Source organism: Allolucifera butyrica (assembly GCF_900476375.1).
GTDB lineage: Bacteria > Bacillota > Negativicutes > Sporomusales > UPPP01 > Lucifera > Lucifera butyrica.
The window spans coordinates 37,179-60,062 of the sequence record NZ_UPPP01000076.1 but is presented as its reverse complement, the minus strand read 5'-3'; the positions used below and the strand labels follow the sequence as shown (position 1 = coordinate 60,062).

Genomic DNA, 22,884 nt, shown 5'->3' with positions numbered 1-22,884 from the left:
ATTCCTATTGATAATCATTGTCAATTTAAAAGAGTATTCTAGTAAAATATACAATTAGTTAAATTATAAATATTATCTATTATAAAAATGTTCAAAAAACAGTATGTTTTTCAAATGAGAAAAACCCAATAACAATAACCCGTGGTGAACTTGGTAAAACCTTATCAAAGGTTGGCAATTGAAATTCTTAAACGTAATTTAAAATAAACAATCCTAATAAGGAAGTAATGAGAGTAGTCGGCAATCCTACTTTAAGATAGTCCCAAAAACCAATATGAATGTTTTGCCGTTTGGCAATTTCAACAACAATCAAGTTAGCAATGGACCCGGTAATAGTTAAGTTACCCGCAAATGTCGAAAATAAGGCTAACGCTTTCCACCACATTACAGTTTCGGTTGACGGCAGAAAAAACTTTAATAACATTACTGCCGGGACATTGCTTACGATATTAGATAACCCAATCGTAAATAGGGCAAATACCGTTTTATTTTGCAAATCAATAAAGTTTGTTGTTTGCTGAACCAGCAAATCCATTAATCCGCTATGTTTCACACCGCCAATTATAATAAACAGGCCAACAAAAATCACAAGTAAATTAAAATCAATGCTGGTATAAATTTTATTGGGTTGTACCCGCCGGGTCACTAATAGAAGTGCCGCACCCAAGCTTGATGTAATTGCCAAATCCTTTCCAGCGATATAGACCAAAATAACAAATACGAGAACCACTAAACTTTTAATGACAATGTATTTATGAAAGAACACTTTTGAAGGTTCCACCTTTTGCACATTTCCTCTCAAGTCCTGGTCATAAAAATAAGCAATAACAAAATAACTAATAAACAAGCCAATAAAAGATATAGGCAAGGCGGTAAAAAAGTAGGAAGTGAATGACACTCCTGATAAACTAGCTATTAATATATTCTGCGGATTGCCGAGAAAGGTCGCAGCACTTCCGACATTAGAGGCTATCGCCACACCAAGCAAATACGGTATAGGATTACAGCGCGTCTGGCGACAAACAAGTAAAACGATCGGAGTAAATAAAAGACAAACAATGTCGTTTATACATAAGGCGGACAGAATTCCGCTGGAGAAGATGACTGCGAGAAGCAGTCCCTTCTTCGTAGCCACATTTCTCAATACATAAGAACCAATTAGCTCAAAAAAGCCGGCAACTTTGAGGTTTGCAAGCACAATCATCATAAAGAATAGAATAACAATCGTCCTAAAGTCGATGGAAGCGATCGCCTGATCAAATGTTAGCACCCCAAAGTCTACCATCAAGGCAGCAGCAATGATTGCCGCTCCTGCCCGGTCAACCCGGAATACCGGGCTTTTACCTAAAGAGAAGATAATAAGAACAAATGTTAATAGCAATCCTGCCTGCCACATAATAAAATAAATCCTCATTTCAACTTAGTTTATTTTTCAATAAAATGCCTAAAACCCAATATATAAAAACTATTTAGCTATAATATTATAGCACTTAGCTCCCTCTTTTCAGCTAAATTTAAAATGGGTAAAATCTATTAAGATTTCCAAGACTAGGTAGATCGAATTTTGTCAAAATTCCCCATAATATGTTGACATCCATATACTACCATGCTAGCATGGTAGTATATGGCAATATGGAGGAAAATTGAAATGAAAAAGTTTTTTTATTGTTTGCTTTTTCTGACTTTGGCTGCAAGCCTCCTCAGCGGCTGCGGCTCAGAAAAGGTAACTGACGGCAAGACTTATACACTGAAGATCGGCATGGTTGTGGACGAGCAGGACCCGATGTACCTGGGGGCATTGGAATTCAAGAAAAATGTTGAAGCCCGTACAAATGGCAAAGTAAAAATTGAGGTTTACCCGAATTCGCAGCTAGGTTCCACAGAAAGTCTTGAGCAACAGGCCCAAAAGGGTGCTAATGTCGCGGTAATTACTGACTCAGGCAGACTGGCGCAGATAGTACCGGAAATTGGAATTCTAGGAGCCCCATATATTACCGACAATTATGAACAGACCCGCAAACTGGCAATGAGCAAACTTTTTCAGGCCTGGTTGTACAAGTTACAGGACCATGGCTACAGGGTTCTTTCCTTTAACTGGTATCAAGGAGATCGGCATTTCTTAACCAACGTACCGGTTAAGGTTCCGGCGGATTTGACGGGTCTGCGTATTCGTACGACAGGCTCACCGATTTGGCAGGACACCGTTTCGGCCCTGGGAGCCAAGCCGGTAAACCTGGACTGGAACAAAGTACTTTCCGGTTTGCAGCAAAAAAAAATTGATGGAGCGGAAGCCCAGTATCCGGCCACCTATGGGGCAAATCTGCAAAAAGGTATCAAATACATCGCTAAGACCGGGCACTTCCAATTGATGACCGGATTGGTAACAGGTGAAAAATGGTTTGCTTCGCTGCCTGAGGAATATCAGACAATCCTGCTGGAAGAAGCGATTAAGGCCGGTGATTTTGCTTCCAAGAAAACAATTGAAAGTCTGAGTGATTATGAAGCCAAGTTAAAGGCCTCGGGTGTGGTAATCACCGAAGTTGATATTGCTCCCTTTAAAAAAGCAACCGAACTTGTCTATGAAAAGAATAATCTGCTCGACTTGCGTAAGCAAGTCAACGACGTATTGGGCAAAAAATAGTGCCTAATAGCATAAGGAAAAAGAAAACACCCCATATCTTGGCGGGTTCGACTTTATTCGGGAGGTTTTTTTGATATGAAAATCAGTACCAAAATCTACTGCGGTTTTGCTGTTATTATCCTTATCATGGTCATCATTGTCGGCTTTTCCTTCTGGCAACTATCCCGGATCGCCGCCATTCAGGACCGTTTAATTCATTACGAAATGGCTATGAAGGATCAAGGCCAGAAGATGATCATCAACACTGTCAATCAGGCAGCTGCCAGCCGTGGATACCTAATTACCGGCTATCAGCAGTACAAGACTGACCTGGACATGTCCACCGAGTTGGCCAACTCTGCCCTCAAATATCTCAACGATAACGAGAAAACCCCTCAGCGTTTGCAAGAAGTGAATGATGCCGCATCCATTCTCCGCGAGCACCTTCCCAATTTTATTAAGTTAGTACAAAACAACCAACGGGATGCCGCCAAAAAGTACCTTAACAGGAAAATCGCGGCGGACAATGCCATTTTGATTGCTGCCATCGGGCGGTATGTAGATGAAAAAAATCTGGAAGTCCGGGATGTTAACTCCCGTCTTGGATACATGACCGGCTTTCTCAAAACGGTAATAGCCATTGCCCTGCTCGTCGGCCTCTGCCTCGCCCTCGCTGTTAGTTTCTATACCGTACGTGGCATTACTGCCGCTCTCCGTAAGGGCACGGACTTTGCCGCCAGAATGGCCAAAGGGGACTTTACCCAACACCTGCAAGTCACTGGCAAGGATGAAATGAGCATCCTCCTCGGCAGCCTTGCTGTAGCCGGCGAAAACTTACGCAGCCTCATCCGTCAGGTTGTAGACATATCTGACCAATTAGCCGCCTCAGCCGAAGAACTGACTGCTACCGCCGAGCAATCGGCTCAAGTCATCAGTCAGGTAACCGCTTCGGTCAGTGAAGTAGCCGACGGAGCCGAAAAGCAGGTAAGCACTGTTGACTCGGCTACGGCCGTTGTCGAAGAAATGTCGGCCGGTGTCCGGCAAATTGCGTTCAATGCCCGTACGGTCAGCGAAGCAACCGGACGGACTAGCGATATCGCTAAAAGTGGCGGACATTCCATTGAAACCGCGGTAGCTCAAATGGCCAACATTGAGCGCACCGTAACCAGTTCGGCGGCCGTTATCGCCAGGCTCGGCGAAAGTTCGCAGGAAATTGGTCAAATTATCGATACGATCGCCGGCATTGCCGGACAGACCAATCTATTGGCCCTCAACGCTGCGATCGAGGCAGCCCGGGCTGGTGAACAGGGCCGTGGCTTCGCTGTAGTCGCCGAAGAAGTCCGCAAATTGGCCGAGCAATCTCAGGAGGCTGCCGGAAAAATTACTGCCCTGGTCAGCGAAATTCAGCGCGAAACCAATCTGGCGGTTGCCTCTATGCAGCAGGGAACCCGGGAAGTTGCGGTGGGAACAGAAGTGTTCAATGCCGCTGGCCAATCCTTTAACGAAATTATTACTGCTATCGAAGAAGTAGTCGGCAAGGTGGGAGAAATCTCAACAGCCATTGGTCAAATGGCCAATGGTAGCCAGCAGATCGTCTCCTCTATCCAGGACATTGATCAGGTTAGCAAAGAAATCGCCGGTCAGACTCAGTCGGTTTCAGCGGCTAGCGAAGAGCAAACAGCCTCAATCGAAGAGGTCGCTTCCTCGAGCGAATCCCTTGCCAAGCTCTCCCAAAACTTGCAGGAAGCGGTTAGCAAATTTAAATTATAGAGCAAAAAAAATGGGCAGAATTCCAACCAACGTATCGTCAAACAGGCCCTTTTCCTGTTCATACTTCACCCGCTTATCACAGATACCGCGATTTGAAACTGTTTTATAATCGATTTATCTCCTTCCCACGAGCGCCAGAGCTTTAGAGAAAGCGAGCAATACCCGGGTTTGACCGGTTTGAAGTAAAAAACAGCGGTTCCTCCCGCCCCAATCGCAGGGTCACTTTTCGCCAGAAATTCATGGGAAACCATTTTAAGGCAGTTACTCCGGCCTTCCACTTGCCAACGATATCCCGTTGATGGTTTTTCTTCCAGGAATACCCTTAGAGTTGCATCCATCGGCAAAATAATTATTTGACCATAATCACTCTCGAAAACATCAATAAGTTTCATAAATAGTCCCCGTCTTTTCCGTCACAAACTACTGCTTTTTGCTTCAGACGGTTGAATTGTTTTCCCATATATGGAACACTCCTTTGTACTAATTTTCTACTTATAAGTATATTAAATACCAGTATTTTTGTGCCTGCTCAACTAGCAAGTATTTTTCTAAATACAGCAAAAAAGAAGACCCCCTGTCCACCGGGGAGTCTCAAAGAGGATGTTATTTGGGTTACACCGAAGGAGATTAATCAGGTTTGTCTTAATTATACAATAATACATTGGATAGTATGTTATAGAAATGTAAATTGTAGGTAAACAGAATATATGAATCGGGTCAATGTCATTGTTCATTAACGAGTTGCGCCCTGCTGTTAAAGAAACTCCGGTAGGCCCAATAGCTGGCAACAAATGCTGCAATGGTCACGGCTCCCGTGAGCATAAATGCGACCATAATCTGATACTTAATGGCCACCTCCGGGGCTGTACCTGCCAGAATCAAACCGGTCATCATACCGGGAAGCTGCACAATTCCAAGGGTTTTCATAGAATCAATTGTGGGTACCATCGCCGTCTTAATGCTATTACGGATCAGATTCCTGGCAGCTTCACGCGGCGTTGCTCCTAAACACAATTTTACCTCCACTTCTTCCCGGCGATCGGAAAAACTGGCTAAAAGATTCCTATACAGCAGTCCTAATGCCACCATCGAGTTACCAACTACCATACCGCTGACCGGTATAACTTCACTGGGCCGGTAAGATATGGCCTGAAACGAGATGAGTCCTCCTAGTGTGATTGTCAGACCAACCAGAATCGAGGCGAACGAAATAACCCTTACGTGGCCGATGCCTGCCCCTCTTTTCGCCGCTACCGCTGCGGCATTATAGACCATAACAAGTAAGATCATGCTGGTTAACAGTGTACTATTCAAATGAAACACAAACTTAAGGACTAGCCCGATAACCGTAAGTTGAATTACGGCCCGGATACTGCCTACAATAATATCCTTTTCCAGGCCGATCCTTTCCTTATAAGAGATTACCAAGGCCACGGCTACGAGACTGAACGTTAACACCAAACTTATACTATTCATTTTTCAATCCTCCCCGGATTTGGAAAAACTCTTCGGCTGGGCCACTAAAAATTACCTGTCCTTTTTCAATATAGATTATCTTCCGGGCTAAACGACGAAGCTGACCGGTATTATGAGAAACAAAGAGTACCGTGGTATTCCTGTCCTCGTGTTCCGTCCGGATAAGCTGTTCCAAAACCAACGTGTTTTCTTCGTCCAGCGCCGCCGAGATCTCATCCAGTAACAATACTTCCGGTTTTGCCAGCAAAGACCTGACAAACGCGACCCGCTGCTGTTCGCCGCCCGATAGTTCACTGCCACGTTTTTTCAGAATGCCGGCCGTCAGGTTAACCCTTTCCAGATAGGCAGTAATTTCTTCCTCATCGGGTTTTTGCTTCCAGATCAGATAGGGATATTCAAGATTGTCCCGTACCGTGCCTTCGAACAAATACGGTTTCTGCAGCACATAGCCGACTTCACGGCGCAGTTGTACGGGGTCGTAGCTCGTAATGTTCTTGCCTTTGTACATAACGATTCCCTCCGTGGGACTATGCAAAAGGTTCATAATCCGGAGGAGAGAAGTTTTGCCGGAACCGGAGGGTCCGGCAATGCCGACAAATTCACCCTGTTCAACAGTGAACGAAACATGCTGCAAAAGATCCTGCCCATTCTTGGTTAATCTAATCTTGTCACACCAAATCAATTCCAACCTTTTCCCCCCACAATTCTTAGATCACTCCGATTATCCATATTTCATATGGATAATCTTCATTTAAAATACATTGACCATAGACTACCCTTTATGCATCATCCCTGCCAGATCGCCCTGATCTTTGCCATGATGGCATAATAACGCTGCTGTTTTCTTAAAAATGACGGACTGCTTCTAAAACTCACCTGCACTTGCCGGAACATTTCTCCGGCTTCTTTCTTATAGCCCGCCTGCTGAAAAATGACACCCACTTCATAGTACATTCTAGGATTGCCGTATTCAAATATTTTTTCCATATAGGTGTCAATTTGCTCCCTGGCTTCTTTTCTTTTCACGCCATATTCAATTAAATAGACGTAAGGAAATCCGTATTTGACCTTCGGATTTAATTCCAGGGCATTTTCCAGCGCTTCTTTTCCAAGTTCTAATGCCCCCGTTTTGATACGGGCTACGCCCAAATAATATTCGATGTCAGGATGCCCGGGTATTAAGTCGTGCGCTTTTTCCAAGTTTCGCCGGCCTGCTTCCATACTGCCGCTTTCCACTTGCAGAGCGCCTAGTTCATATAGAGTTTGGCCTGGAGAAGGGCTAAACTCAAGTTCCCTTTTTAGTTTTATTTTTTTTCGCCAAAGGCTTAGCGGTCTGATGAAATCCGGCAAAGCCCCAATATACCACCGGTCGATAACGGCATAAGCAATGAATATAAAGACAATCGCAGCGAGTGGATTGGCGAAGAATAGCCTGAAAAGGATATAGAAAAGAATAAACTTAATGGTAACCACCTCCAAAAATTATTATATCAACATTCCACAATATTTTTCACGCAATATATTTACAAATAATTTACTTATAATCCAATATGTGTGATACTCTTTTTATAAAACCAGGATCAATCAAAAGGAACAATCGTAAGGAGGCTTTTACTATGTCGGCAACACCGGTAAACAATCGGGACTATCTATGGGATTATCGGGAAAAAGCTCTTGCGGTATTAGAAAAGGCACGATTAGAAAAGGGGCTTAGTTATGAAGAAATAGCCAAAAAACTGGAAGTAAGCAAGGTATGGCTCGCCAGTACTTTTAAAGGACAACAATTTGTACCCGCCGATTATACCGAAAAACTTGCCACGATACTGGGATTATCTATAGCTGACGTAAGAGTGCTGCAGGAACACCCTTATAAGGGAAATGTAGATCCTATTCTCTATCGTCTGCATGAAGTCTTTGATACATACGGACCCGCAATTAAAGCTATAATACATGAAAAATTCGGCGATGGCAATGGGATAATGAGTGCTATTGATTTCTCTGTTGATGTAGAGAAGGTTGAGGACCCAAAGGGGGATCGTGTTGTTATTACCTTTAACGGGAAATTCTTACCTTACAGCTGTAAGGGTAAATATCCATGGTAGCAGCCATCCCGGCATTCCCGAAAAAAGGCACCTTACCCTTCGCGTAAGGTGCCTTTTACCGGCCAACAACCCCTTTATTCTTTATTGGGAATTACCGCCTATTTGGTTAGGACTTTCGGTTATCGTAATGAAAATTCAACAGCAGCGGCAGCATGGATTTGAGTCGTATCGAAAATCGGTATAGGACTGTCTTTTTGGCTAACGAGCAGCGGAATTTCCGTACACCCCAGTATAATCCCTTCTGCGCCGCGAGTCTCAAGATGTTCAATGATTTTCACGAACTCTTTCCGGGATGATTCTACTATTTTACCCAATACTAATTCGTGATAAATAACAGCATGAACCAATTCACGCTCAGATTGTTCCGGTATAATAACTTCAATGCCGTGTTTTTCGGCTAGCCGGCCTTTATAAAACTCTTGTTCCATGGTAAATTGGGTTCCCAGCAAGGCCACTTTACGCAGCCCTTTTTTCTTCACTTCCTCCGCAGCGGCATCCGCAATATGCAATAAAGGAAGCCCTGTTTGTCGCTCCACCGCATCGGCCATTTTGTGCATCGTATTTGTACAGATGACTATAAAATCCGCCCCGCCGTTTTTTAGCCTCATCCCGGCAGTAATCATTAATTGAGTCAGTTTGTCCCAGTCCCCTCGATGCTGCAGTTGCTCAAACTCCGCGAAATCAACAGAAACCATAATGCTTTTCGCTGAATGGGCACCACCCAATTTATCTCTAACCAGCTCATTGATTAGGCGATAATAGACAGCCGACGACTCCCAGCTCAATCCTCCGATCAAACCAATGGTTTTCATACTCTCTCCCCTTCGATTTCCAAAATTGGAATCCAATTCTTAATCATTCTTTTCCAGGTCGATACACAGGCCCATGGCCAATGCATCAAAAAATACTCCCTTGCTATAAAATTCCCTCTTTAATATTCCTTCCTGGGAAAAGCCCAATTTCTTATATAATGCAATTCCCCGCCAATTATCTTCGCGAACTTTAAGATTGATTTTCCGGACATTGCCGGAATCATGGGCCCAGTCAATCAGGGTCTGAATAAGAATTCGCCCGATTCCCAGGTTCCAGTACTGTTTTTTAACCGTAAGGCCAAACTCTCCGGCGTGAGATACCTTGGTTCTCATGCCAAGTCTAAACGTCAGGTTCCCGGCAACTTCCCCATCCATTTCAGCAATTAGAAATAATCCATATGTTTTATCATTCAGCTCTTCGATGATCATACGCTGAAATTCCACACTTTCGTCAAATTCTCCCGCGTTAAACGTGAGAAAGTCACTCTCTCCGGCAACCTGGTTAGCATAGTCGATAAAGCCTTCTGCGTCAGCCGGACGACCTTGCCGTACAATTAAGGTTTTACTATTTCGCAGCTTATACTGCCTAGTCATTTGCTCCCCCCATTCACAAAAACTCAGGAAGGCAATCAGGCTCGCATCAAAATTTAAACGTTCCTGCCTGAAATGCGCCGCTAAAATCAGCTGAAAGTTTCGCGTGATGACAATTCAACTGTTCCCAGAGGGGCTTTATTAAATCGATTTTCTCGGTTGCTATTTCCCGGTAGTTAATCGATTTCATTGTTCTTCTCCTCATTCTTTTTAAGAATAAATTCCGTTGTTGCTCAATAGTTAAACCAATTATACCACAGGTTACCAATGTTGCTAATCAATCGTTGCCAAAATTCCGCTCAATTCAAAGAATAAAAGGATATCAAATGATATTTAGTATGAACAAGCTGCAACCTGTTTCTATCTCTAAAAATACAAAAAAACTGATGCCGGTTGTTAAGCATCAGTTTTTTTAGTTTAAACTTTATTGAAACTTAATTGCCGGTACTCTTCTGGTCCTGTTTCGTACCGTTTTTCGCTGCCTCCGATTCTGCGAAATAATCCGCAGCATCTTTTTGATGCGGAATGTTGAAGTATGCTTCCAGTATCCTTCTGGCAATCGGCGCTGCCGAGTCGCTGCCAAATCCGCCATGCTCTATGATGACGGCCACTACGATTGTCGGATGGTCGTACGGGGCATAACAAACAAACAAGCCGGTGTCGTCGCCTTGCGGATTTTGCGCCGTTCCGGTCTTGCCGGCGATGGGAATGGGAAAGCCCTGAAAAACATAGCCGGCGGTTCCTCCCGGCAACGCAACGTCATGCAAACCCTTGCGGATCAGGCCAAGATTGCGTGGAGAAATTTGCACCCGGCCCATTTCTTCCGGCCCGAACGATTTGACGACCTTACCCTCCGGCGAAAGTATTTTGCTTACCACATAAGGACGATAGCGAATACCGCCATTGGCTATTTCGCTATAAATCATCGCTTCCTGCAGCGGCGTTATCAGGTTAAATCCCTGACCAATGGCGGCGTCTAAGGTTTCCGACAAATACCAGGGTTCGTGATAGACTTTCTCCTTATATTCCCGGCTGGCAACCAATCCGGATGCCTCTCCCCCGAGATTTATGCCGGTATGAGATCCCAGTCCGAACAACCGGGCATATTTCGCTAAATTGTCGATACCTACGCGCTCGCCGACTTTATAAAAATACACGTCATCCGATTTGGCCAAGGCTGTTACAAAGTCAAGCCAGCCTAAGGATTCCCCCAGGGCATTTTGTTTTCCCATGTAATGACCGCTGTCAAAAATCTTTTCCTCCGGGGTTATTTTTCCCAGTTCCAAGGCCGCCGTGCTGGTAACAATCTTAAAAGTGGAGCCGGGCGGGTATTCTCCCGCTATAACCCGGTCTTCCATGGGATCATGAGGATTATCATTGATCTTTTTCCAGTTTTTTTCTGAAATACCGCCATTAAACAAATTGGGGTCAAAGGTCGGACGGCTCGTCATCGCCAATATCTCGCCTGTTTGCGGGTTCATTGCTACGACGGCGCCGGCTTTGGCATCGGTATTTCCCAGCTGTTTCTGCAAATAAACCAATTGTTCATCCATCGCTTTTTCAGCAACCTTCTGGATTTTGGAATCAATAGTCAGCACCAGGCTATTGCCTAATGTCGGCGTCTTGGTGGCTAACATTTTTACCGGCCGGCCGTCGGCGTCGACTTCTTCCTCCGTGCCGCCGTCGATACCGCGGAGTTCCTTGTCCCATACCCGTTCGAGACCAAACTTGCCGACGATGTCATTCTCCTTATAGCCTTCCGGCTTCATTTTTTTGAGTTCACTTTCACTGATCTCGCCAACATACCCGAAAAGGTGGGCTGCCAAGTCGTGATAAGTATAGTTCCGCACCGCCTGAACTTCCAGTATAACGCCGGGTAATTCACTGCGATGTTCTTCAATTTTCGAGACAATCTTCACATCGACATTACTTTTTATTCGAATCGGTTCAAGCGGATTGGCTTGTTTAATTTTCTTCCGTATCACATCCGGTTTCATCTCCAGATAACCGGCCAGACGATTAATAACGCCGTCCGGTATTGGGCCGGATATAGGCATCAAGGACACGGTAAATCCCGGCTGGTTGGTAACCAGCGGCACCATGTTACGGTCATAAAAAAATCCCCGGGGAGCTGTAAGGGGCAGTAATCGGATACAGTTATTATCAGCTCTAAGCCTGTAATCCGCCCCATGAATTATCTGCAAAAAACCTAACCGGCTCATGAGCAGGACAAATATTAATAAAACTGTGTAAAACAAGACACTTAGTCTTGGATTGGAATCCTTGCCCATAGCGCCAACCTTCTTCCTAACTCTATTATATTTATGCAAACCGGCTCAAAGGAACAAGAAAGACCCCAAGGGTCTTATCTTTCATACTATGTTAGCAGCGATAGCCGCATGAATGGTTTCCGTTGCCGCTACATAAACATAAACACACAAATGCGTATGTTAAGATAATACGACATATTATTCACTTTGCCTTTAGGAAATTGTTACCAATATCCATCTTCCGGCCTTTCCCCGCAAACAGAAAAACTCCTGCCCAATTCATACAGAATTAGACAGGAGTATTAGAAAACCATCTATTCTTCCAGCTCGATTCCAAGGCACTCCGGACATATTGCAATCTCGTAAGTGGCTTCTTCCTCCATATTTATAATACACGGCTTATTTTCCCCGCAAATAAGACAAATAGCCATCCTTACGTTCATGCGAATAACCGCCTTTTCCATGGAAATATTTTACTGTAATTATCTTACATCTCAATGTCCGATTTGTAAATGCCGTCCCTTATCCATTCACTGATTCCTGATGCCACCATACTATGTAATATAACATACAAAAAATAAACCCTCACCATAGTGAGGGCTATAAAAATATGTTCAAGATGCGGTAGGTTTATTATTTAGGCTAACAAATTGAAGAGCTGCTTGAGGAAAAGTCGTTATTGTCAAAGCAACAGAAGAACAGCAGCAAAATGATTATAATAATAATAATCCCAATGCCGCCGCCAAAACCGCGACCACCAAAGCCCATGCGAATTCCTCCTTCATAAATACTCTATACATCCTATGAAAGAGGAATTCAATCGGTTACTGCGCAAAAAAAACCGTTGCTGCGTTTTTTTAACTCCGAATAATTCCACCCGTCCGCTACTAATGCGAGGCAACCGTTACCCCTTTTTTATGCAGTTCATTGTTGGGCATAAACAAGGCTACCACACCTAAAACAAGTAACATGGCAGCGATAAAATTGAAAGCATCCCGGTAAGCAAGAATACTGGCCTGCTGGACCAGTCCCTGATAAATCTGTCCCATAGCTTTTGTTGATGCCAGGGATGACGGCACCCCCATATTGGTAATGGCCTGGGTAAGACTTGCCAGAGCGCTGCGATAGCCGGCATCCGCCGCGGTCAAATGCTGGACCAGATAAACCTGCTCAATTTGCTGGCTGTGCACGAGCCGGTTAGTCACAAGGGAGATGCCAATGCTTCCCCCCAGATTCCGCATAAGGGAAATAACCGCCGAGGCATTGCTGCTGTCTTGGGCGGAAATTTTGGAAAAAGCCAGTGTACTGGCCGGAACAAACAGAAAAGGAAGACCAATTACCTGCAAGCACCGGACGAGAACAAAGGTGCTGTAATCTGTCTGCGGTGTCACAAGCCCGGTTGCCCACAAGCCCAAGGCAGTCATCAACATACCAAAAGAAATTAGATACTTTGCCTGAATGGTATTAACGAGCCGGCCGGCGATAGGCATCATCAGTAGAGTCACAATCCCGCCCGGTGAAAGCACTAATCCGGACAGGGTCGCATCATAGCCAAAATCCGACTGGACCAGCATGGGCAATAGGGTAGCGCTCGCATAAAGGGCAAAACCGACAAAGAAAATCATAACGCACGGCATACCAAAACTGGGAATCTTAAAGAGCCTCAGGTCAACTACCGGGTTCTTTTGCTCTAACAGCCAAAAGACCGCAAAAAGCAACGCTACGAAGGAAACACAGCTAAACGTTATGATAAAGGAGCTGCTAAACCAGTCTTCCTGCTGCCCTTTATCCAAAACAATTTGCAGTGCTCCCAGACCGAGAGCAATCAGACTAAGACCGATATAATCAATAGAACCGACATTTTGTTTTCGCGCACTGGGCGGATCCTGAACCAAAACCTCGACCAGAAACGCCGCCAACAGGCCAACCGGCACGTTCATAAAGAAAATCCAGCGCCAGCTAAAATTATCGGTGATATAGCCGCCCAGAGTCGGTCCCAGTATGGGCGCCAATACGGTTGTTATCCCGGTAATTGCAAATGCCATTCCCAGTTTCTCCGGAGGAAAACTATCTTTGATGATGGCCTGCTGGCTTGGCTGCAGGCCGCCGCCTGCCAGCCCCTGTAACAATCGAAATACAATCAGCATTGGCAAGGATGTGGAAATACCACACATAAACGACGTAAACGTAAAACCCAGAATACAGGCAATAAAAAAATTTTTACGTCCCATGAGGGCGGATAGCCAGCCGGACAGCGGCAAAACAATCCCGTTGGATACAAGATAAGAGGTTAAAACCCAGGTACTTTCATCGGAGCCCGCCCCAAGCGACCCGGCAATATGCGAAAGGGCTACATTGGCAATGGTGGTATCGAGCACTTCCATAAAAGCAGCTAAACTGACAGCGGTTGACACCAAAAGAGGGCTAGCATTGATTGAATTGGCAGCCGTATCCTTCATATTTTTACGCTCACGCCTTCAGTGTGTACAGTCGGTATCACCGACATACCGGGTCCTAAAGGCAGACCGGCGGGCAGTGGACTGTCAAATACAATTTTTACGGGGATGCGCTGTACGGTTTTAACATAATTGCCGGTAGCATTTTCGGCCGGAAACAGCGAGAAATAAGAGCCGGTTCCTGCTTGCAGACTATCCACCTTGCCGTGTAATTTCACGTTAGGAAAGGCGTCGATACGGATATCGACGGGCTGACCCGGACGCATATTTTCCAACTCGGTTTCTTTAAAATTGGCAACAATCCATAAATCCGTTCCTACCAGTGAGGCCAGTTGCTGGCCTGCCTGGACGTAGTCGCCCACTTCCACGCTGCGTTTGGTAATACGGCCATCCATCGGAGCGATCACTTTGGTATTGGCCAGGTCCGCTTCTGCCTGGGCCAAATTGGCTTCCGCCTGCTTGACCTGAGCTTGTAATTGCTCGCTTGTGTCTTTGGCGGCGGCAATTACATCCGGCGCCGTGTTGGCCGAACGAAGATCGGCCCGCAGCTTATCCAGCGCAGACCGGTCCGACTTTTCGGTTGCAACTGCCTGATCCAGGTCTTGCCGGGAACAAGCACCGGCCTGAAACAAGCTCTCCATGCGCTGCCGGTCGGCAAATGCTTTTTCCCAGGTTGCCTGAGCCGAAGCTACCTGAGCCTTAGCCGAATCAAGATTGGACGGCGCAGAAACGGCGGTTGTTTTCAGGTTGTTTTGCGAAGCAGAGGCTGCCGCCTTGGCAGCCGCCAACGACGCTTTGGCCTGGTTAAGCTTATTGATATAATCGGTGGGATCAATTTCCAGTATTACATCACCAGCCTTAACGATCTGGTTATCTTGAACATTCAATTTCTTTACATACCCCTGCACCTTGGGACTTATCACAACGATACGGCCGTCAATGGCGGCATCGTCGGTCGATACATCGGCACGGTGAAAATAATAATAACCGCCAACTCCGACGGCGATGATCAGCAGTACAAGGATAATTTTCATGAATTTTGCAGATAATTTCATAAGATCACCTTTCCTAAATAGTAAATCAGACAACACTTGTTTTCTTGGCGCTTATCCAGCGGTGTGAAACATTTTAACTTTCTTGCCCGGTCTGCGGTTGTTGCGTAATGCCATGTAAATAAATGCGAAAAGCCTGCGCCGTGTATTCGGATTCGGTATGGGTCTGTTCTGTAAATAAAGTAAACTTTTGAATAAGCGGTCTGGCCATGAAATAAAAGTTTAGAATTCCGACTAAAGAAATCGTAGCGTAAGTAACATTCAGGTCTTCCCGGAAATCCCCTCTGGCAATCCCTTCCCGCAAGGCTGTATGCATAAACTGATACACTTGTGAAAAATGCTTTTCGATAATTGGACCGCCATAACCGGTTGGATTATTTACCTCATTGTTCATGAAACGAGCTAGAAAAGGGCGCTGGGCGTGAATGTGGGCAATCTGGTCGGCATAGAGTGTCAACCGTTCGACAGGCGACAGTGAATCATTCAATTGCGCTGACCGCAATGCCTGCAAAATCGGCGCAAACTGTTCCGTCAATACGGCCTGGTAAAGCCCCTCCTTGCCATTAAAATAATAGGAAATCGCCGCCACATTGATCTGGGCCGTCACGGTCAGCTCCCGAACCGACACGGCAGCAAATCCTTTCGTTGCAAACAATTGGGTTGCGATTTCAATCAGCTTTGACCGGGTATCGTGTTCCATAATAACAACCTCTTCTTTTTGAAGATAATCCCTACCTATTCACCAATTAAAACAAACGATTGTTTTAATTGAGTTTATCATACCAAAAATATCTTGTCAATTTCTACCTAGGGGAATTTTTCTTTCTTTCTGATCCCATGATAAAGATAACTGAGTAGCTCTTAAACTAAATAAAATTCGTATTTACCCGCTCCAAATTGACCGTTCTGGTCGGAAACGGAATTATGATTTTCTCCTGTTGATAACGGCTATGAAGTCTCTTAATAAATTCGTGGCGGATAAGATGCTGGTCTGTTACGCTCTTTACCCGTAGAATCACATTGAAGTTAATGCTGGACTCAGCGAAACTGACGTACCTGACGACCGGCTCAAAATTGTTGACGCCACCCTCCGTTTCCCGGAGAATTTCTTTTGCAACCGCGACAGTAACCGCTTCCACATGATTCAAATCACTTTCATAACTGACTCCTAAAGGAATGGTGATAGAACATTCAGCAAATGGCTGAGCATAATTGGTAATTGTAGAAGAAGCAATTTTTTGATTCGGGACGACTACCATGTTTTCAGTTGTAGTTTTCATTGTGGTATTGCGCCAGTTCATATCCACTACATGGCCCTCTTCGCCGCTCGATAGTTTAACAAAGTCACCAATCTTGATTTGTCTGGCAACTAAAATATTAATGCCGGAAAATAAATTTGCCAGAGTATCCTGCAGGGCCAAAGCGGCAGCCAAGCCGCCAACACCCATAGCGGTGAGCAATGGGGAAATAGCAACTCCGAACGATTCAAGCAAAAACAATATGCCAATGGCATAAACGGCTAGATCAATGGTTGTAACTAAGATCGAAGTGGAAGCAAAGGCTCCGGATGTCTTTCCGAACTTTTGCTTAAGATAGCCGGAAGCCAGACGCGCGACCAATAGGGTCAGGGACAGAATAACCAGGGAGTGGAACACCCTTTGCAAAAATAGCAGCGGCCGCGGTGGAATCGCCAGGATTTCCATCGAAGTGAAGAGGCCGATGAGAATGCCCAGCAATGTGGGTATTCCTCTAAATGTTTCTTGCAATAGGGAATAAGAAACGCTGGTTTTTCTTGCAAATATTTTAAGCAGTTTGTAAAATACCAGTTGGATTACGATAATACCTAACGCTAAACTAGTGATGTAAACCACTAAATGTATTTTGAAGCCGCCGTTTATGATTTTGTTTGCTATTTCAATAAGTACTTCAGGCATTGGTCCTCCCATAGGTTGTTTTTTATTTTACATAATAAATAATTTCGTCAACTCTCTTTTTTTTCCTGCTATAATAAAAATAAACATATATGTTACCGGACTGGCCGCTACGAAGCTAGCAATGTCTATAACCACGCCTCGACCCTGCACTATAAGCCGAAAGACCGCTCCGGCGGTCTTTCTCATGGTTGGAAAGTATATTATGTTTCTTTATCAAACACTTTATCGCTGAACTCCTCAAAGATTTTCTTACATTTTTCCAGTGCCTCTTCCGTTTCCGCTCTAAGTGGGGCACCGAAAATATCTCTGACGTTTATTTTGTTAAACCAGGATAATAGTTTATTTAACTCTTCTTCATTCTCTTCTGCTTCGGCAAAAGTTAGATTTTCCGTGCTTGTCTCATTTTCGATTTCGGCAAAGAAATCATTGCACTTATCAATGATTTCTTCATACTCCAGACTTCTAGCCTTATTATAAATTGAAGTTATCTTCTGCTCATATCTTTCCGCCAAAAAAATAGATTCCATTATAATCGTTTCACCATTATTCTTCTCCAGCTCTTGAGATAGTAGCGATAGGGCGGTAGAATTCTCCTTACTATACGGCAAAACCCACATAGACTTCTGTATATTGACAGCACCCTGCTTTTTCAAACTTCTCCACGCTGCAACTCTTATTCTTGACGGCTCTGTTGGTAAATTGTAGCTCATTACAAGCCATTTTCTCATTAAAATCTGCTCCTTGTTAAAACACCGGTTCTATTCCGGCACCCGCTTTATATGCCTTTAATTTTATCATCATTTCTGTAAATCACCAAGGTACAGTTTCCGATGCTCACAAGGCCATTATAAAAACAGTACCCCGCAAAGCGAAGTACTGCTAATCCTATTTAGCAATTTCCCGTTTAAGTGCAACAATCAGACTCAAAGAAATTCCGATTATATAAATAATACCCGCAAGCGGGACCGCAACGGTAATCACCGTAAGCTGCTCAATCAACTCAACAAAAACAAGGGTTAAGGTTATACCCCAGAATATTCGCCAGTCACCACAAAAAAAATCAAAGACAGCTTTAAAAATATGAATGATGCTAGTCATGCTCCGATTCCTCCCGCATTCGTGTTGAACTTCTTTTGGGTTATTGCATGTGATTTTAGCCACCGCACAATGGCAGCGCTTAGCAAAATAAAGAAGGCAGCCAATACGAACAAAAACAAATCAGCAAACGGCCATTCGATTCCCATCCCTTCCCCGGACCAGAAGGTTCCAAAAGTGACAAGCATGATTCCAACTATAAACTTCAAAGTATTTTCCGGAATTTTGGTGAGTGGTCCCCGCGCGATAAGGCCAAATACGACAACAACAAGAAACGCCAGGAAAGCTCCAATTGTCGCATTCCATATTCCTTGCATTTTATCGATTGCAGACGTAGCACCAAAAGTAATGACAATAAAAGCAACCTCCAGCCCCTCCAGCAAAACACTTTTAAAGGAAGTGGCAAAACCAAAAGCATTAAACTTACGGTCGTTCACCTCTCCCATGGCTTTAAGTTGCCGCATCTCCTCTTCATAAATCGCCGCTTCGTCGTGAATAGCCTTAAGACCGCTGTAACGGAGCAAAGCCTTTTTTAACCACTGCATACCAAAGAGTACAAGTATGATTCCAATAACAAGCCTCAGAATCCCAATCGGAATAAAGATAATCAGAGTTGAACCAAATATGGCAACCAATGCCGCCAATGTTACCATCGCCATACCAGCCCCGAACAAACTACTTCTCCAGTTGACCGTAACGCCCACGGCCAATACAATTGTTAGCGCCTCGACAAATTCAACTAACGAAGCAAGAAAAGATGATAAAATAGCAGACCAAATCATGTTGTTCCTCCTTTGCCCGTCCTATATAATCTGTTTTATTTTCCGTATAAATATTAGTAACAACCGTTACATTAGAATAATAACACAATGTAACGATTATTACAATCGAAATCGGCAGACCATAGTTGCCGAGTCAGAACAGATCCTATAAAAAAACTGGCGAAATGCCAGTTTCAGACCGCCGACAAAAGAGCACTTTACGCGGAATATAAGATTCCACACGGAGCCGTCAATCTTTTGTACGTCATAACGCTCACTGAGTTTCTCCACTTGTTTTAACATGGCTGCCTGCTTTTCCTGGGGATAAGGGATGCGCAGGTCGGGTGTTATCACTGTTTCAGTAACTACCGGCTGCCCTGAGAGTTATTGACCCGGTATTTGCTGTCCATTTCTGTAACTAAATCAACCTTGGGTGATGACGAACCGGGGGTAAATTCGGATTCCAGCCACGCCCGCAGGATGACCTTAGCCAGTTCCGGCCCTATCACCCGGGCACCCATGGTAATAATCTGCGCATGATTGCTTTTTCTGGCCCGTTCGGCGGAATAAACATCATGACACAAAGCGGCATACACTCCAGGAACTTTGTTGGCCGCAATGCACATTCCAATTCCGGTGCCGCACAGCAATACGCCCCGTTCCGCTTGTTGACTTGCAACCTGAGTTGCGACCCGTTCCGCAATTATGGGATAATACGTTTCTTCCTCGGTCGAAATGATGCCCACATCCAGGCATTCATGGCCTTGCTCATGCAAGTATTTTACCAAAACTTGTTTTAGCTCGAATGCTGCATTGTCGCAGCCTATAGCAATCCTCATCCCCATCAGTCCTTCCAAAGTCCGGGTTAGGACGTATACTTCCTTATCACGCTGCCCATCGTTGTAAAAGCCTCGGCATCCTGATACAAAACGTTGTACAATCCTTCCAGCAGCGGAATTTCCTTCAGGGCAAGCTTTCCGTCACGTGCCAGTTGTTTCGCTAAATTATATCCAAACCGGATAGCCGGATAGCCTTCCACGGTAATCTGCTCAGCCTGCATTTTGGCGATGGCCTGACTGGCCGTTAAGCCGCCACCGATCACTTCGCCCAGCATTCTGTTTCTTCCCGCTTCCCCTGTTACTTCCAAATCACCGATACCCGGGAAACCATAAACGGGATGAATGGTTCCCCCCAAAGCCAGGGAAAGTGATTTCATCTCTCTGATCGCGTAGGTAAACAGAGCCGACTTGGTATTATTGAAAGGCAAACCCTGTTTTTGCCGGAAGCCCTCGGCCATACCCAATCCTACTGCATAAGCATTTTTTAAAGCAGCACATGCCTCTGTGCCGATTACATCGGTAGTTACTTCAATCCTGTATTCATTGGTGAGCAAAAGCTTCCGCATATATTGAGCGGCTTGAATATCTTTGCTGGCGTAGGTTACGCCGGTTGGCGTCCGCCACAATAGTTCCGTCGCCTTGCACGGACCGCCTACCGCCACGAATCTTACCTCCGGCCGTAAATTCAGCGGCAGCAGACTTTCCAGTAAGTCAGGCAGAATGATAATATCGCCGTCGACGCCATATTCAAAGCCTTTGGAGACAGTACCAACAATCATGCCGGGTTTAATATAAGGTAGTACCCTTTTAAAAATTTTGCCTAAAGCCTCGGATGTTATCGCCATAATGATCAGGTCTGCCTCCGTGGCGGCCTGTTCTAATTCACTAACCGTATAGGTCAAAACCTGAGACGGGATACAGTGCTTATGTTTCGGATGAGGCTGTCCCTTGCGCACGGCCTCAATAATTTCCGTGTCCAGTTCCGTTCCCCAGAGCCGGACCTGATGCCCATTGTCAATCAATGGAACCGTCAGCGCACTGCCCATGGCACCCGCACCAATAATTGTTACCTTCGCCATAAAACCACTCCTCATCCAGGAAGACATTTTTATCCGGAATTATCGTTTGTTGGGAACACCTAACCAGTTTGTTTTTTCTCCAGACCGGTTCATAAGGCTTTTACGGGAAAATACGATCCATAGAAACCCCGTTATGACGACAACCGGATTCAGGATATTCTGATTGGCAATATAAAAATCAATGGCACTTCTGAGATAGGGACCGGCTGCAGCACGCAATATTTCATAAATCACAAAGTCAAGCCCCCTCTTTTCATTCTTTACATCTAGATGGTATTACGGCAGAATTGCATATTTGATGCCTTCTTGCCTGCTAATGCTTTCCAGAGCGTCAATGGTCTTCTCCAAAGGATAACTGCCGGAAATAAACATCTTGCCGTCTACCTGTCCGGTAGCCAGGAGTTCAAGCGCTTTTTTCACATGATAGGGAGTGTGGTGGAAAACTGCTTTGACGGTAAGTTCGGTATAATGAAACTTTTGACAGTCGATATTGAACGTAGTACCGGCTTTTGTACCGCCAAAAAGATTTACCAGTCCACCCGGACGCGCCATTTTGACTGCCTGTTCCCATACCTCCGGAAAACCGGTTGCTTCAATCACCACGTCAGCACCTTTGCCTAGTTCCGTCCGTTCCCTAACGTCTTTGACCAGGTCGGCCTTGCCCGCATTCACCGTCAGCAACGCCCCAAATCGTTTAGCTTGTTCCAGGCGATAAGCGGAAAGGTCTACACTAATTACTCTGGCGCCTTTTAAGGTCGCCAGTTTCACAAACATCAGCCCAATTGGCCCGGCTCCGGCAACGACTACCGTTTCACCGACCTTGATTGGCGTGCGGTCTATGCCATGCAGCGCACAAGCCAAAGGTTCCACCAGAGCTGCTTCCTGATAACTTAACGAATCCGGAATTTTATAATAGTTGTATTTAACAATCTGCTGCGGTACAACTACATATTCCGAATAAGCGCCATTAAGAAATTCCAGATTCTCGCACAGACTGTACATTTTCTGCTTACAAAAATAACAATGAAAACAAGGCGCGGAATTAGCTCCCACAACCCGGTCGCCTACCTGGAAATGATCTACCTTGGCCCCTACCTCTACTACTTCGCCGGAAAACTCGTGACCGAAAGTAGAGGGTACGGATTTGATGATGGATGGATGTCCGCGCCGGTAAGTTTTAAGGTCGGTACCGCAGGTTAACGCCGCTTTTATTTTTACTAATATTTCGTTTTTGTTGGGCTGTGGTATATCAATCTCTTCAAATCTTACGTCCCCTGGAGCATAAAACATTTGCGCCTTCATTTTACCTTTCATCATAACCTCTCCTTCACAAACTGCCTTAGCCTGAATCTATCGCAACAACTTCTAGCAGCCGCACGGTTTCTGACCATACTTTTCCAGAACGGCACGGCGAAGACAAACGCATTCGTCACCGGGAATTACCTGGGCATTGCCGATCATTTTACTATAAAAAGCGATTTTAGCGCCTTCTTCCACGACAACCGCATTACAATAGGCGGTGTCAATATCCGGTCCCACTGCCAGGGCACCATGATTGGCCATTAATACCGCATGCCGGTCTTTCAGATGATCGGTGACAACTTCCGCCAGCTCAACTGTTCCCATTGGGGCGTAAGGAGCGCATTCCACCGGACCGCCAATCAAAGCCGCCAGTTCGGCAACTACCACCGGTATGGAGCAGCCGCAGGAAGCCCAGGCAGTGGCAAATACGGAATGAGTGTGAGCGACTCCGGATACATCACTTCTTTTCCGGTAGGTAGCGCAATGCAGCGGGGTTTCAATGGACGGTTTGCGCTTGCCGTCTATGACATTGCAGTTAACATCAACAACGACAATGTCTTCGGGTACAAGCGTTTTATAATCCATACCGCTGGGAGTTATACAGATATAACCCGTTTCTTTGTCTCTGCTGCTAAAGTTTCCAAAGGTTAAGGCAATCAGCTTTTCCCGTTGAGCCGTAAGCGCAATTTCAATCACTTTGCGGCGCTGTTCATCCAATAACATGT

25 protein-coding genes are annotated in these 22,884 nt (G+C 45.1%); 3 read left to right on the top strand and 22 right to left on the bottom strand.

Annotated elements, in window-relative coordinates; genetic code table 11:
• Window positions 1-187 precede the first annotated feature (187 nt).
• Entirely contained in the window at window positions 188-1,396 is a 1,209-nt protein-coding gene (locus LUCIF_RS14095) for an SLC13 family permease (RefSeq protein WP_122628522.1), read from the bottom strand.
• A gap of 252 nt (window positions 1,397-1,648) precedes the next feature.
• On the opposite strand from LUCIF_RS14095, the gene LUCIF_RS14090 reads away from it, so the two are divergent.
• Together LUCIF_RS14090 and LUCIF_RS14085 are read left to right on the top strand one after the other, a co-directional pair.
• Window positions 1,649-2,641: a C4-dicarboxylate TRAP transporter substrate-binding protein gene (locus LUCIF_RS14090; RefSeq protein ID WP_122628521.1), complete on the top strand. Its 993-nt coding sequence runs from the start codon at window positions 1,649-1,651 to the stop codon at window positions 2,639-2,641.
• Window positions 2,642-2,716: 75 nt separating this feature from the next.
• Window positions 2,717-4,390 carry a methyl-accepting chemotaxis protein gene (locus LUCIF_RS14085; RefSeq protein ID WP_122628520.1) on the top strand — a complete coding sequence of 558 codons (1,674 nt, stop codon included), beginning with the start codon at window positions 2,717-2,719 and terminating at the stop codon, window positions 4,388-4,390.
• A gap of 65 nt (window positions 4,391-4,455) precedes the next feature.
• Here the strand turns inward: LUCIF_RS14085 and LUCIF_RS14080 are convergent, their stop codons facing one another.
• The 4 genes from LUCIF_RS14080 to LUCIF_RS25830 all read right to left on the bottom strand — a co-directional run bounded on the left by LUCIF_RS14080 (window position 4,456) and on the right by LUCIF_RS25830 (window position 7,339).
• Window positions 4,456-4,782, bottom strand: coding sequence for a protease inhibitor I42 family protein (locus LUCIF_RS14080; RefSeq protein ID WP_122628519.1), 327 nt, complete (start codon window positions 4,780-4,782; stop codon window positions 4,456-4,458).
• Between the two features lie 331 nt (window positions 4,783-5,113).
• On the bottom strand, window positions 5,114-5,866 hold the full coding sequence (locus LUCIF_RS14075) for an ABC transporter permease (RefSeq protein ID WP_122628518.1): 753 nt from the start codon (window positions 5,864-5,866) through the stop codon (window positions 5,114-5,116).
• Entirely contained in the window at window positions 5,859-6,554 is a 696-nt protein-coding gene (locus tag LUCIF_RS14070; protein WP_122628517.1) for an ABC transporter ATP-binding protein, read from the bottom strand. Before LUCIF_RS14070 ends, LUCIF_RS14075 begins: the two co-directional genes overlap by 8 nt.
• Window positions 6,555-6,652: 98 nt before the next feature.
• Entirely contained in the window at window positions 6,653-7,339 is a 687-nt protein-coding gene (locus LUCIF_RS25830) for a tetratricopeptide repeat protein (protein WP_165866004.1), read from the bottom strand.
• Between the two features lie 143 nt (window positions 7,340-7,482).
• Between LUCIF_RS25830 and cynS the strand changes: the two genes are divergently transcribed.
• Window positions 7,483-7,968 (top strand): cyanase, encoded by a 486-nt coding sequence (gene cynS, locus LUCIF_RS14060; protein ID WP_122628515.1) that lies wholly within the window; start codon window positions 7,483-7,485, stop codon window positions 7,966-7,968.
• Window positions 7,969-8,087: 119 nt separating this feature from the next.
• On the opposite strand, the gene LUCIF_RS14055 is transcribed toward cynS, so the two are convergent.
• The 17 genes from LUCIF_RS14055 to LUCIF_RS13985 form a co-directional block, all read right to left on the bottom strand.
• Window positions 8,088-8,780, bottom strand: a complete 693-nt coding sequence (locus tag LUCIF_RS14055) for an aspartate/glutamate racemase family protein (protein ID WP_122628514.1) — start codon at window positions 8,778-8,780, stop codon at window positions 8,088-8,090.
• A 39-nt stretch (window positions 8,781-8,819) separates the two neighbouring features.
• Window positions 8,820-9,374 carry a GNAT family N-acetyltransferase gene (locus LUCIF_RS14050; protein WP_122628513.1) on the bottom strand — a complete coding sequence of 185 codons (555 nt, stop codon included), beginning with the start codon at window positions 9,372-9,374 and terminating at the stop codon, window positions 8,820-8,822.
• A 46-nt stretch (window positions 9,375-9,420) separates the two neighbouring features.
• Window positions 9,421-9,561, bottom strand: a complete 141-nt coding sequence (locus LUCIF_RS26105) for a hypothetical protein (RefSeq protein ID WP_165866003.1) — start codon at window positions 9,559-9,561, stop codon at window positions 9,421-9,423.
• 244 nt (window positions 9,562-9,805) lie between these two features.
• Entirely contained in the window at window positions 9,806-11,662 is a 1,857-nt protein-coding gene (gene mrdA, locus LUCIF_RS14045; RefSeq protein ID WP_122628512.1) for a penicillin-binding protein 2, read from the bottom strand.
• A gap of 293 nt (window positions 11,663-11,955) precedes the next feature.
• Window positions 11,956-12,084, bottom strand: coding sequence for a hypothetical protein (locus LUCIF_RS27015; protein ID WP_279386961.1), 129 nt, complete (start codon window positions 12,082-12,084; stop codon window positions 11,956-11,958).
• Window positions 12,085-12,528: 444 nt separating this feature from the next.
• Window positions 12,529-14,100, bottom strand: coding sequence for a DHA2 family efflux MFS transporter permease subunit (locus LUCIF_RS14040; protein WP_122628511.1), 1,572 nt, complete (start codon window positions 14,098-14,100; stop codon window positions 12,529-12,531).
• Complete coding sequence (locus LUCIF_RS14035; RefSeq protein WP_207857699.1) at window positions 14,097-15,131, bottom strand: HlyD family secretion protein; 1,035 nt, start codon at window positions 15,129-15,131, stop codon at window positions 14,097-14,099. Before LUCIF_RS14035 ends, LUCIF_RS14040 begins: the two co-directional genes overlap by 4 nt.
• A gap of 94 nt (window positions 15,132-15,225) precedes the next feature.
• Window positions 15,226-15,849: a TetR/AcrR family transcriptional regulator gene (locus tag LUCIF_RS14030; protein WP_122628509.1), complete on the bottom strand. Its 624-nt coding sequence runs from the start codon at window positions 15,847-15,849 to the stop codon at window positions 15,226-15,228.
• A gap of 166 nt (window positions 15,850-16,015) precedes the next feature.
• Complete coding sequence (locus tag LUCIF_RS14025) at window positions 16,016-17,083, bottom strand: mechanosensitive ion channel family protein (protein ID WP_122628508.1); 1,068 nt, start codon at window positions 17,081-17,083, stop codon at window positions 16,016-16,018.
• A gap of 200 nt (window positions 17,084-17,283) precedes the next feature.
• Complete coding sequence (locus LUCIF_RS14020; protein WP_207857698.1) at window positions 17,284-17,811, bottom strand: Chromate resistance protein ChrB; 528 nt, start codon at window positions 17,809-17,811, stop codon at window positions 17,284-17,286.
• Between the two features lie 157 nt (window positions 17,812-17,968).
• Window positions 17,969-18,181 (bottom strand): hypothetical protein, encoded by a 213-nt coding sequence (locus tag LUCIF_RS14015; RefSeq protein WP_122628506.1) that lies wholly within the window; start codon window positions 18,179-18,181, stop codon window positions 17,969-17,971.
• The gene (locus LUCIF_RS14010) at window positions 18,178-18,960 is read right to left on the bottom strand and encodes a COG4280 domain-containing protein (protein ID WP_122628505.1); all 783 of its coding nucleotides are present in this window, start codon (window positions 18,958-18,960) and stop codon (window positions 18,178-18,180) included. Before LUCIF_RS14010 ends, LUCIF_RS14015 begins: the two co-directional genes overlap by 4 nt.
• Before the next feature lie 344 nt (window positions 18,961-19,304).
• Window positions 19,305-19,778 (bottom strand): ribose 5-phosphate isomerase B, encoded by a 474-nt coding sequence (gene rpiB / locus LUCIF_RS14005; RefSeq protein WP_122628526.1) that lies wholly within the window; start codon window positions 19,776-19,778, stop codon window positions 19,305-19,307.
• 26 nt (window positions 19,779-19,804) lie between these two features.
• On the bottom strand, window positions 19,805-20,857 hold the full coding sequence (locus tag LUCIF_RS14000) for an NAD(P)H-dependent glycerol-3-phosphate dehydrogenase (RefSeq protein WP_122628504.1): 1,053 nt from the start codon (window positions 20,855-20,857) through the stop codon (window positions 19,805-19,807).
• Window positions 20,858-20,896: 39 nt separating this feature from the next.
• Window positions 20,897-21,091 (bottom strand): hypothetical protein, encoded by a 195-nt coding sequence (locus tag LUCIF_RS13995; protein WP_122628503.1) that lies wholly within the window; start codon window positions 21,089-21,091, stop codon window positions 20,897-20,899.
• Window positions 21,092-21,133: 42 nt separating this feature from the next.
• A complete protein-coding gene (locus tag LUCIF_RS13990) occupies window positions 21,134-22,174 on the bottom strand; it encodes a zinc-dependent alcohol dehydrogenase (RefSeq protein WP_207857696.1) in 1,041 nt (346 codons plus the stop codon).
• A 48-nt stretch (window positions 22,175-22,222) separates the two neighbouring features.
• A complete protein-coding gene (locus LUCIF_RS13985) occupies window positions 22,223-22,882 on the bottom strand; it encodes a class II aldolase/adducin family protein (protein WP_122628501.1) in 660 nt (219 codons plus the stop codon).
• Window positions 22,883-22,884: the final 2 nt, after the last annotated feature.

Excerpts from the sequence above, each read along its gene's own strand:
- LUCIF_RS14075 (WP_122628518.1), bottom strand. The coding sequence starts at position 5,866 with ATGAATAGTATAAGTTTGGTGTTAACGTTCAGTCTCGTAGCCGTGGCC.
- LUCIF_RS14030 (WP_122628509.1), bottom strand. The coding sequence starts at position 15,849 with ATGGAACACGATACCCGGTCAAAGCTGATTGAAATCGCAACCCAATTG.
- LUCIF_RS14035 (WP_207857699.1), bottom strand. The coding sequence starts at position 15,131 with ATGAAAATTATCCTTGTACTGCTGATCATCGCCGTCGGAGTTGGCGGT.
- LUCIF_RS14025 (WP_122628508.1), bottom strand. The coding sequence starts at position 17,083 with ATGCCTGAAGTACTTATTGAAATAGCAAACAAAATCATAAACGGCGGC.
- LUCIF_RS14055 (WP_122628514.1), bottom strand. The coding sequence starts at position 8,780 with ATGAAAACCATTGGTTTGATCGGAGGATTGAGCTGGGAGTCGTCGGCT.
- LUCIF_RS14050 (WP_122628513.1), bottom strand. The coding sequence starts at position 9,374 with ATGACTAGGCAGTATAAGCTGCGAAATAGTAAAACCTTAATTGTACGG.
- LUCIF_RS14000 (WP_122628504.1), bottom strand. The coding sequence starts at position 20,857 with ATGGCGAAGGTAACAATTATTGGTGCGGGTGCCATGGGCAGTGCGCTG.
- LUCIF_RS14015 (WP_122628506.1), bottom strand. The coding sequence starts at position 18,181 with ATGACTAGCATCATTCATATTTTTAAAGCTGTCTTTGATTTTTTTTGT.
- LUCIF_RS13990 (WP_207857696.1), bottom strand. The coding sequence starts at position 22,174 with ATGATGAAAGGTAAAATGAAGGCGCAAATGTTTTATGCTCCAGGGGAC.
- LUCIF_RS14020 (WP_207857698.1), bottom strand. The coding sequence starts at position 17,811 with ATGAGAAAATGGCTTGTAATGAGCTACAATTTACCAACAGAGCCGTCA.
- LUCIF_RS14040 (WP_122628511.1), bottom strand. The coding sequence starts at position 14,100 with ATGAAGGATACGGCTGCCAATTCAATCAATGCTAGCCCTCTTTTGGTG.
- LUCIF_RS14095 (WP_122628522.1), bottom strand. The coding sequence starts at position 1,396 with ATGTGGCAGGCAGGATTGCTATTAACATTTGTTCTTATTATCTTCTCT.
- LUCIF_RS14085 (WP_122628520.1), top strand. The coding sequence starts at position 2,717 with ATGAAAATCAGTACCAAAATCTACTGCGGTTTTGCTGTTATTATCCTT.
- LUCIF_RS14080 (WP_122628519.1), bottom strand. The coding sequence starts at position 4,782 with ATGAAACTTATTGATGTTTTCGAGAGTGATTATGGTCAAATAATTATT.
- rpiB (WP_122628526.1), bottom strand. The coding sequence starts at position 19,778 with ATGAGGATTGCTATAGGCTGCGACAATGCAGCATTCGAGCTAAAACAA.
- cynS (WP_122628515.1), top strand. The coding sequence starts at position 7,483 with ATGTCGGCAACACCGGTAAACAATCGGGACTATCTATGGGATTATCGG.
- LUCIF_RS14010 (WP_122628505.1), bottom strand. The coding sequence starts at position 18,960 with ATGATTTGGTCTGCTATTTTATCATCTTTTCTTGCTTCGTTAGTTGAA.
- LUCIF_RS26105 (WP_165866003.1), bottom strand. The coding sequence starts at position 9,561 with ATGAAATCGATTAACTACCGGGAAATAGCAACCGAGAAAATCGATTTA.
- mrdA (WP_122628512.1), bottom strand. The coding sequence starts at position 11,662 with ATGGGCAAGGATTCCAATCCAAGACTAAGTGTCTTGTTTTACACAGTT.
- LUCIF_RS14090 (WP_122628521.1), top strand. The coding sequence starts at position 1,649 with ATGAAAAAGTTTTTTTATTGTTTGCTTTTTCTGACTTTGGCTGCAAGC.
- LUCIF_RS27015 (WP_279386961.1), bottom strand. The coding sequence starts at position 12,084 with ATGAACGTAAGGATGGCTATTTGTCTTATTTGCGGGGAAAATAAGCCG.
- LUCIF_RS13985 (WP_122628501.1), bottom strand. The coding sequence starts at position 22,882 with ATGTTATTGGATGAACAGCGCCGCAAAGTGATTGAAATTGCGCTTACG.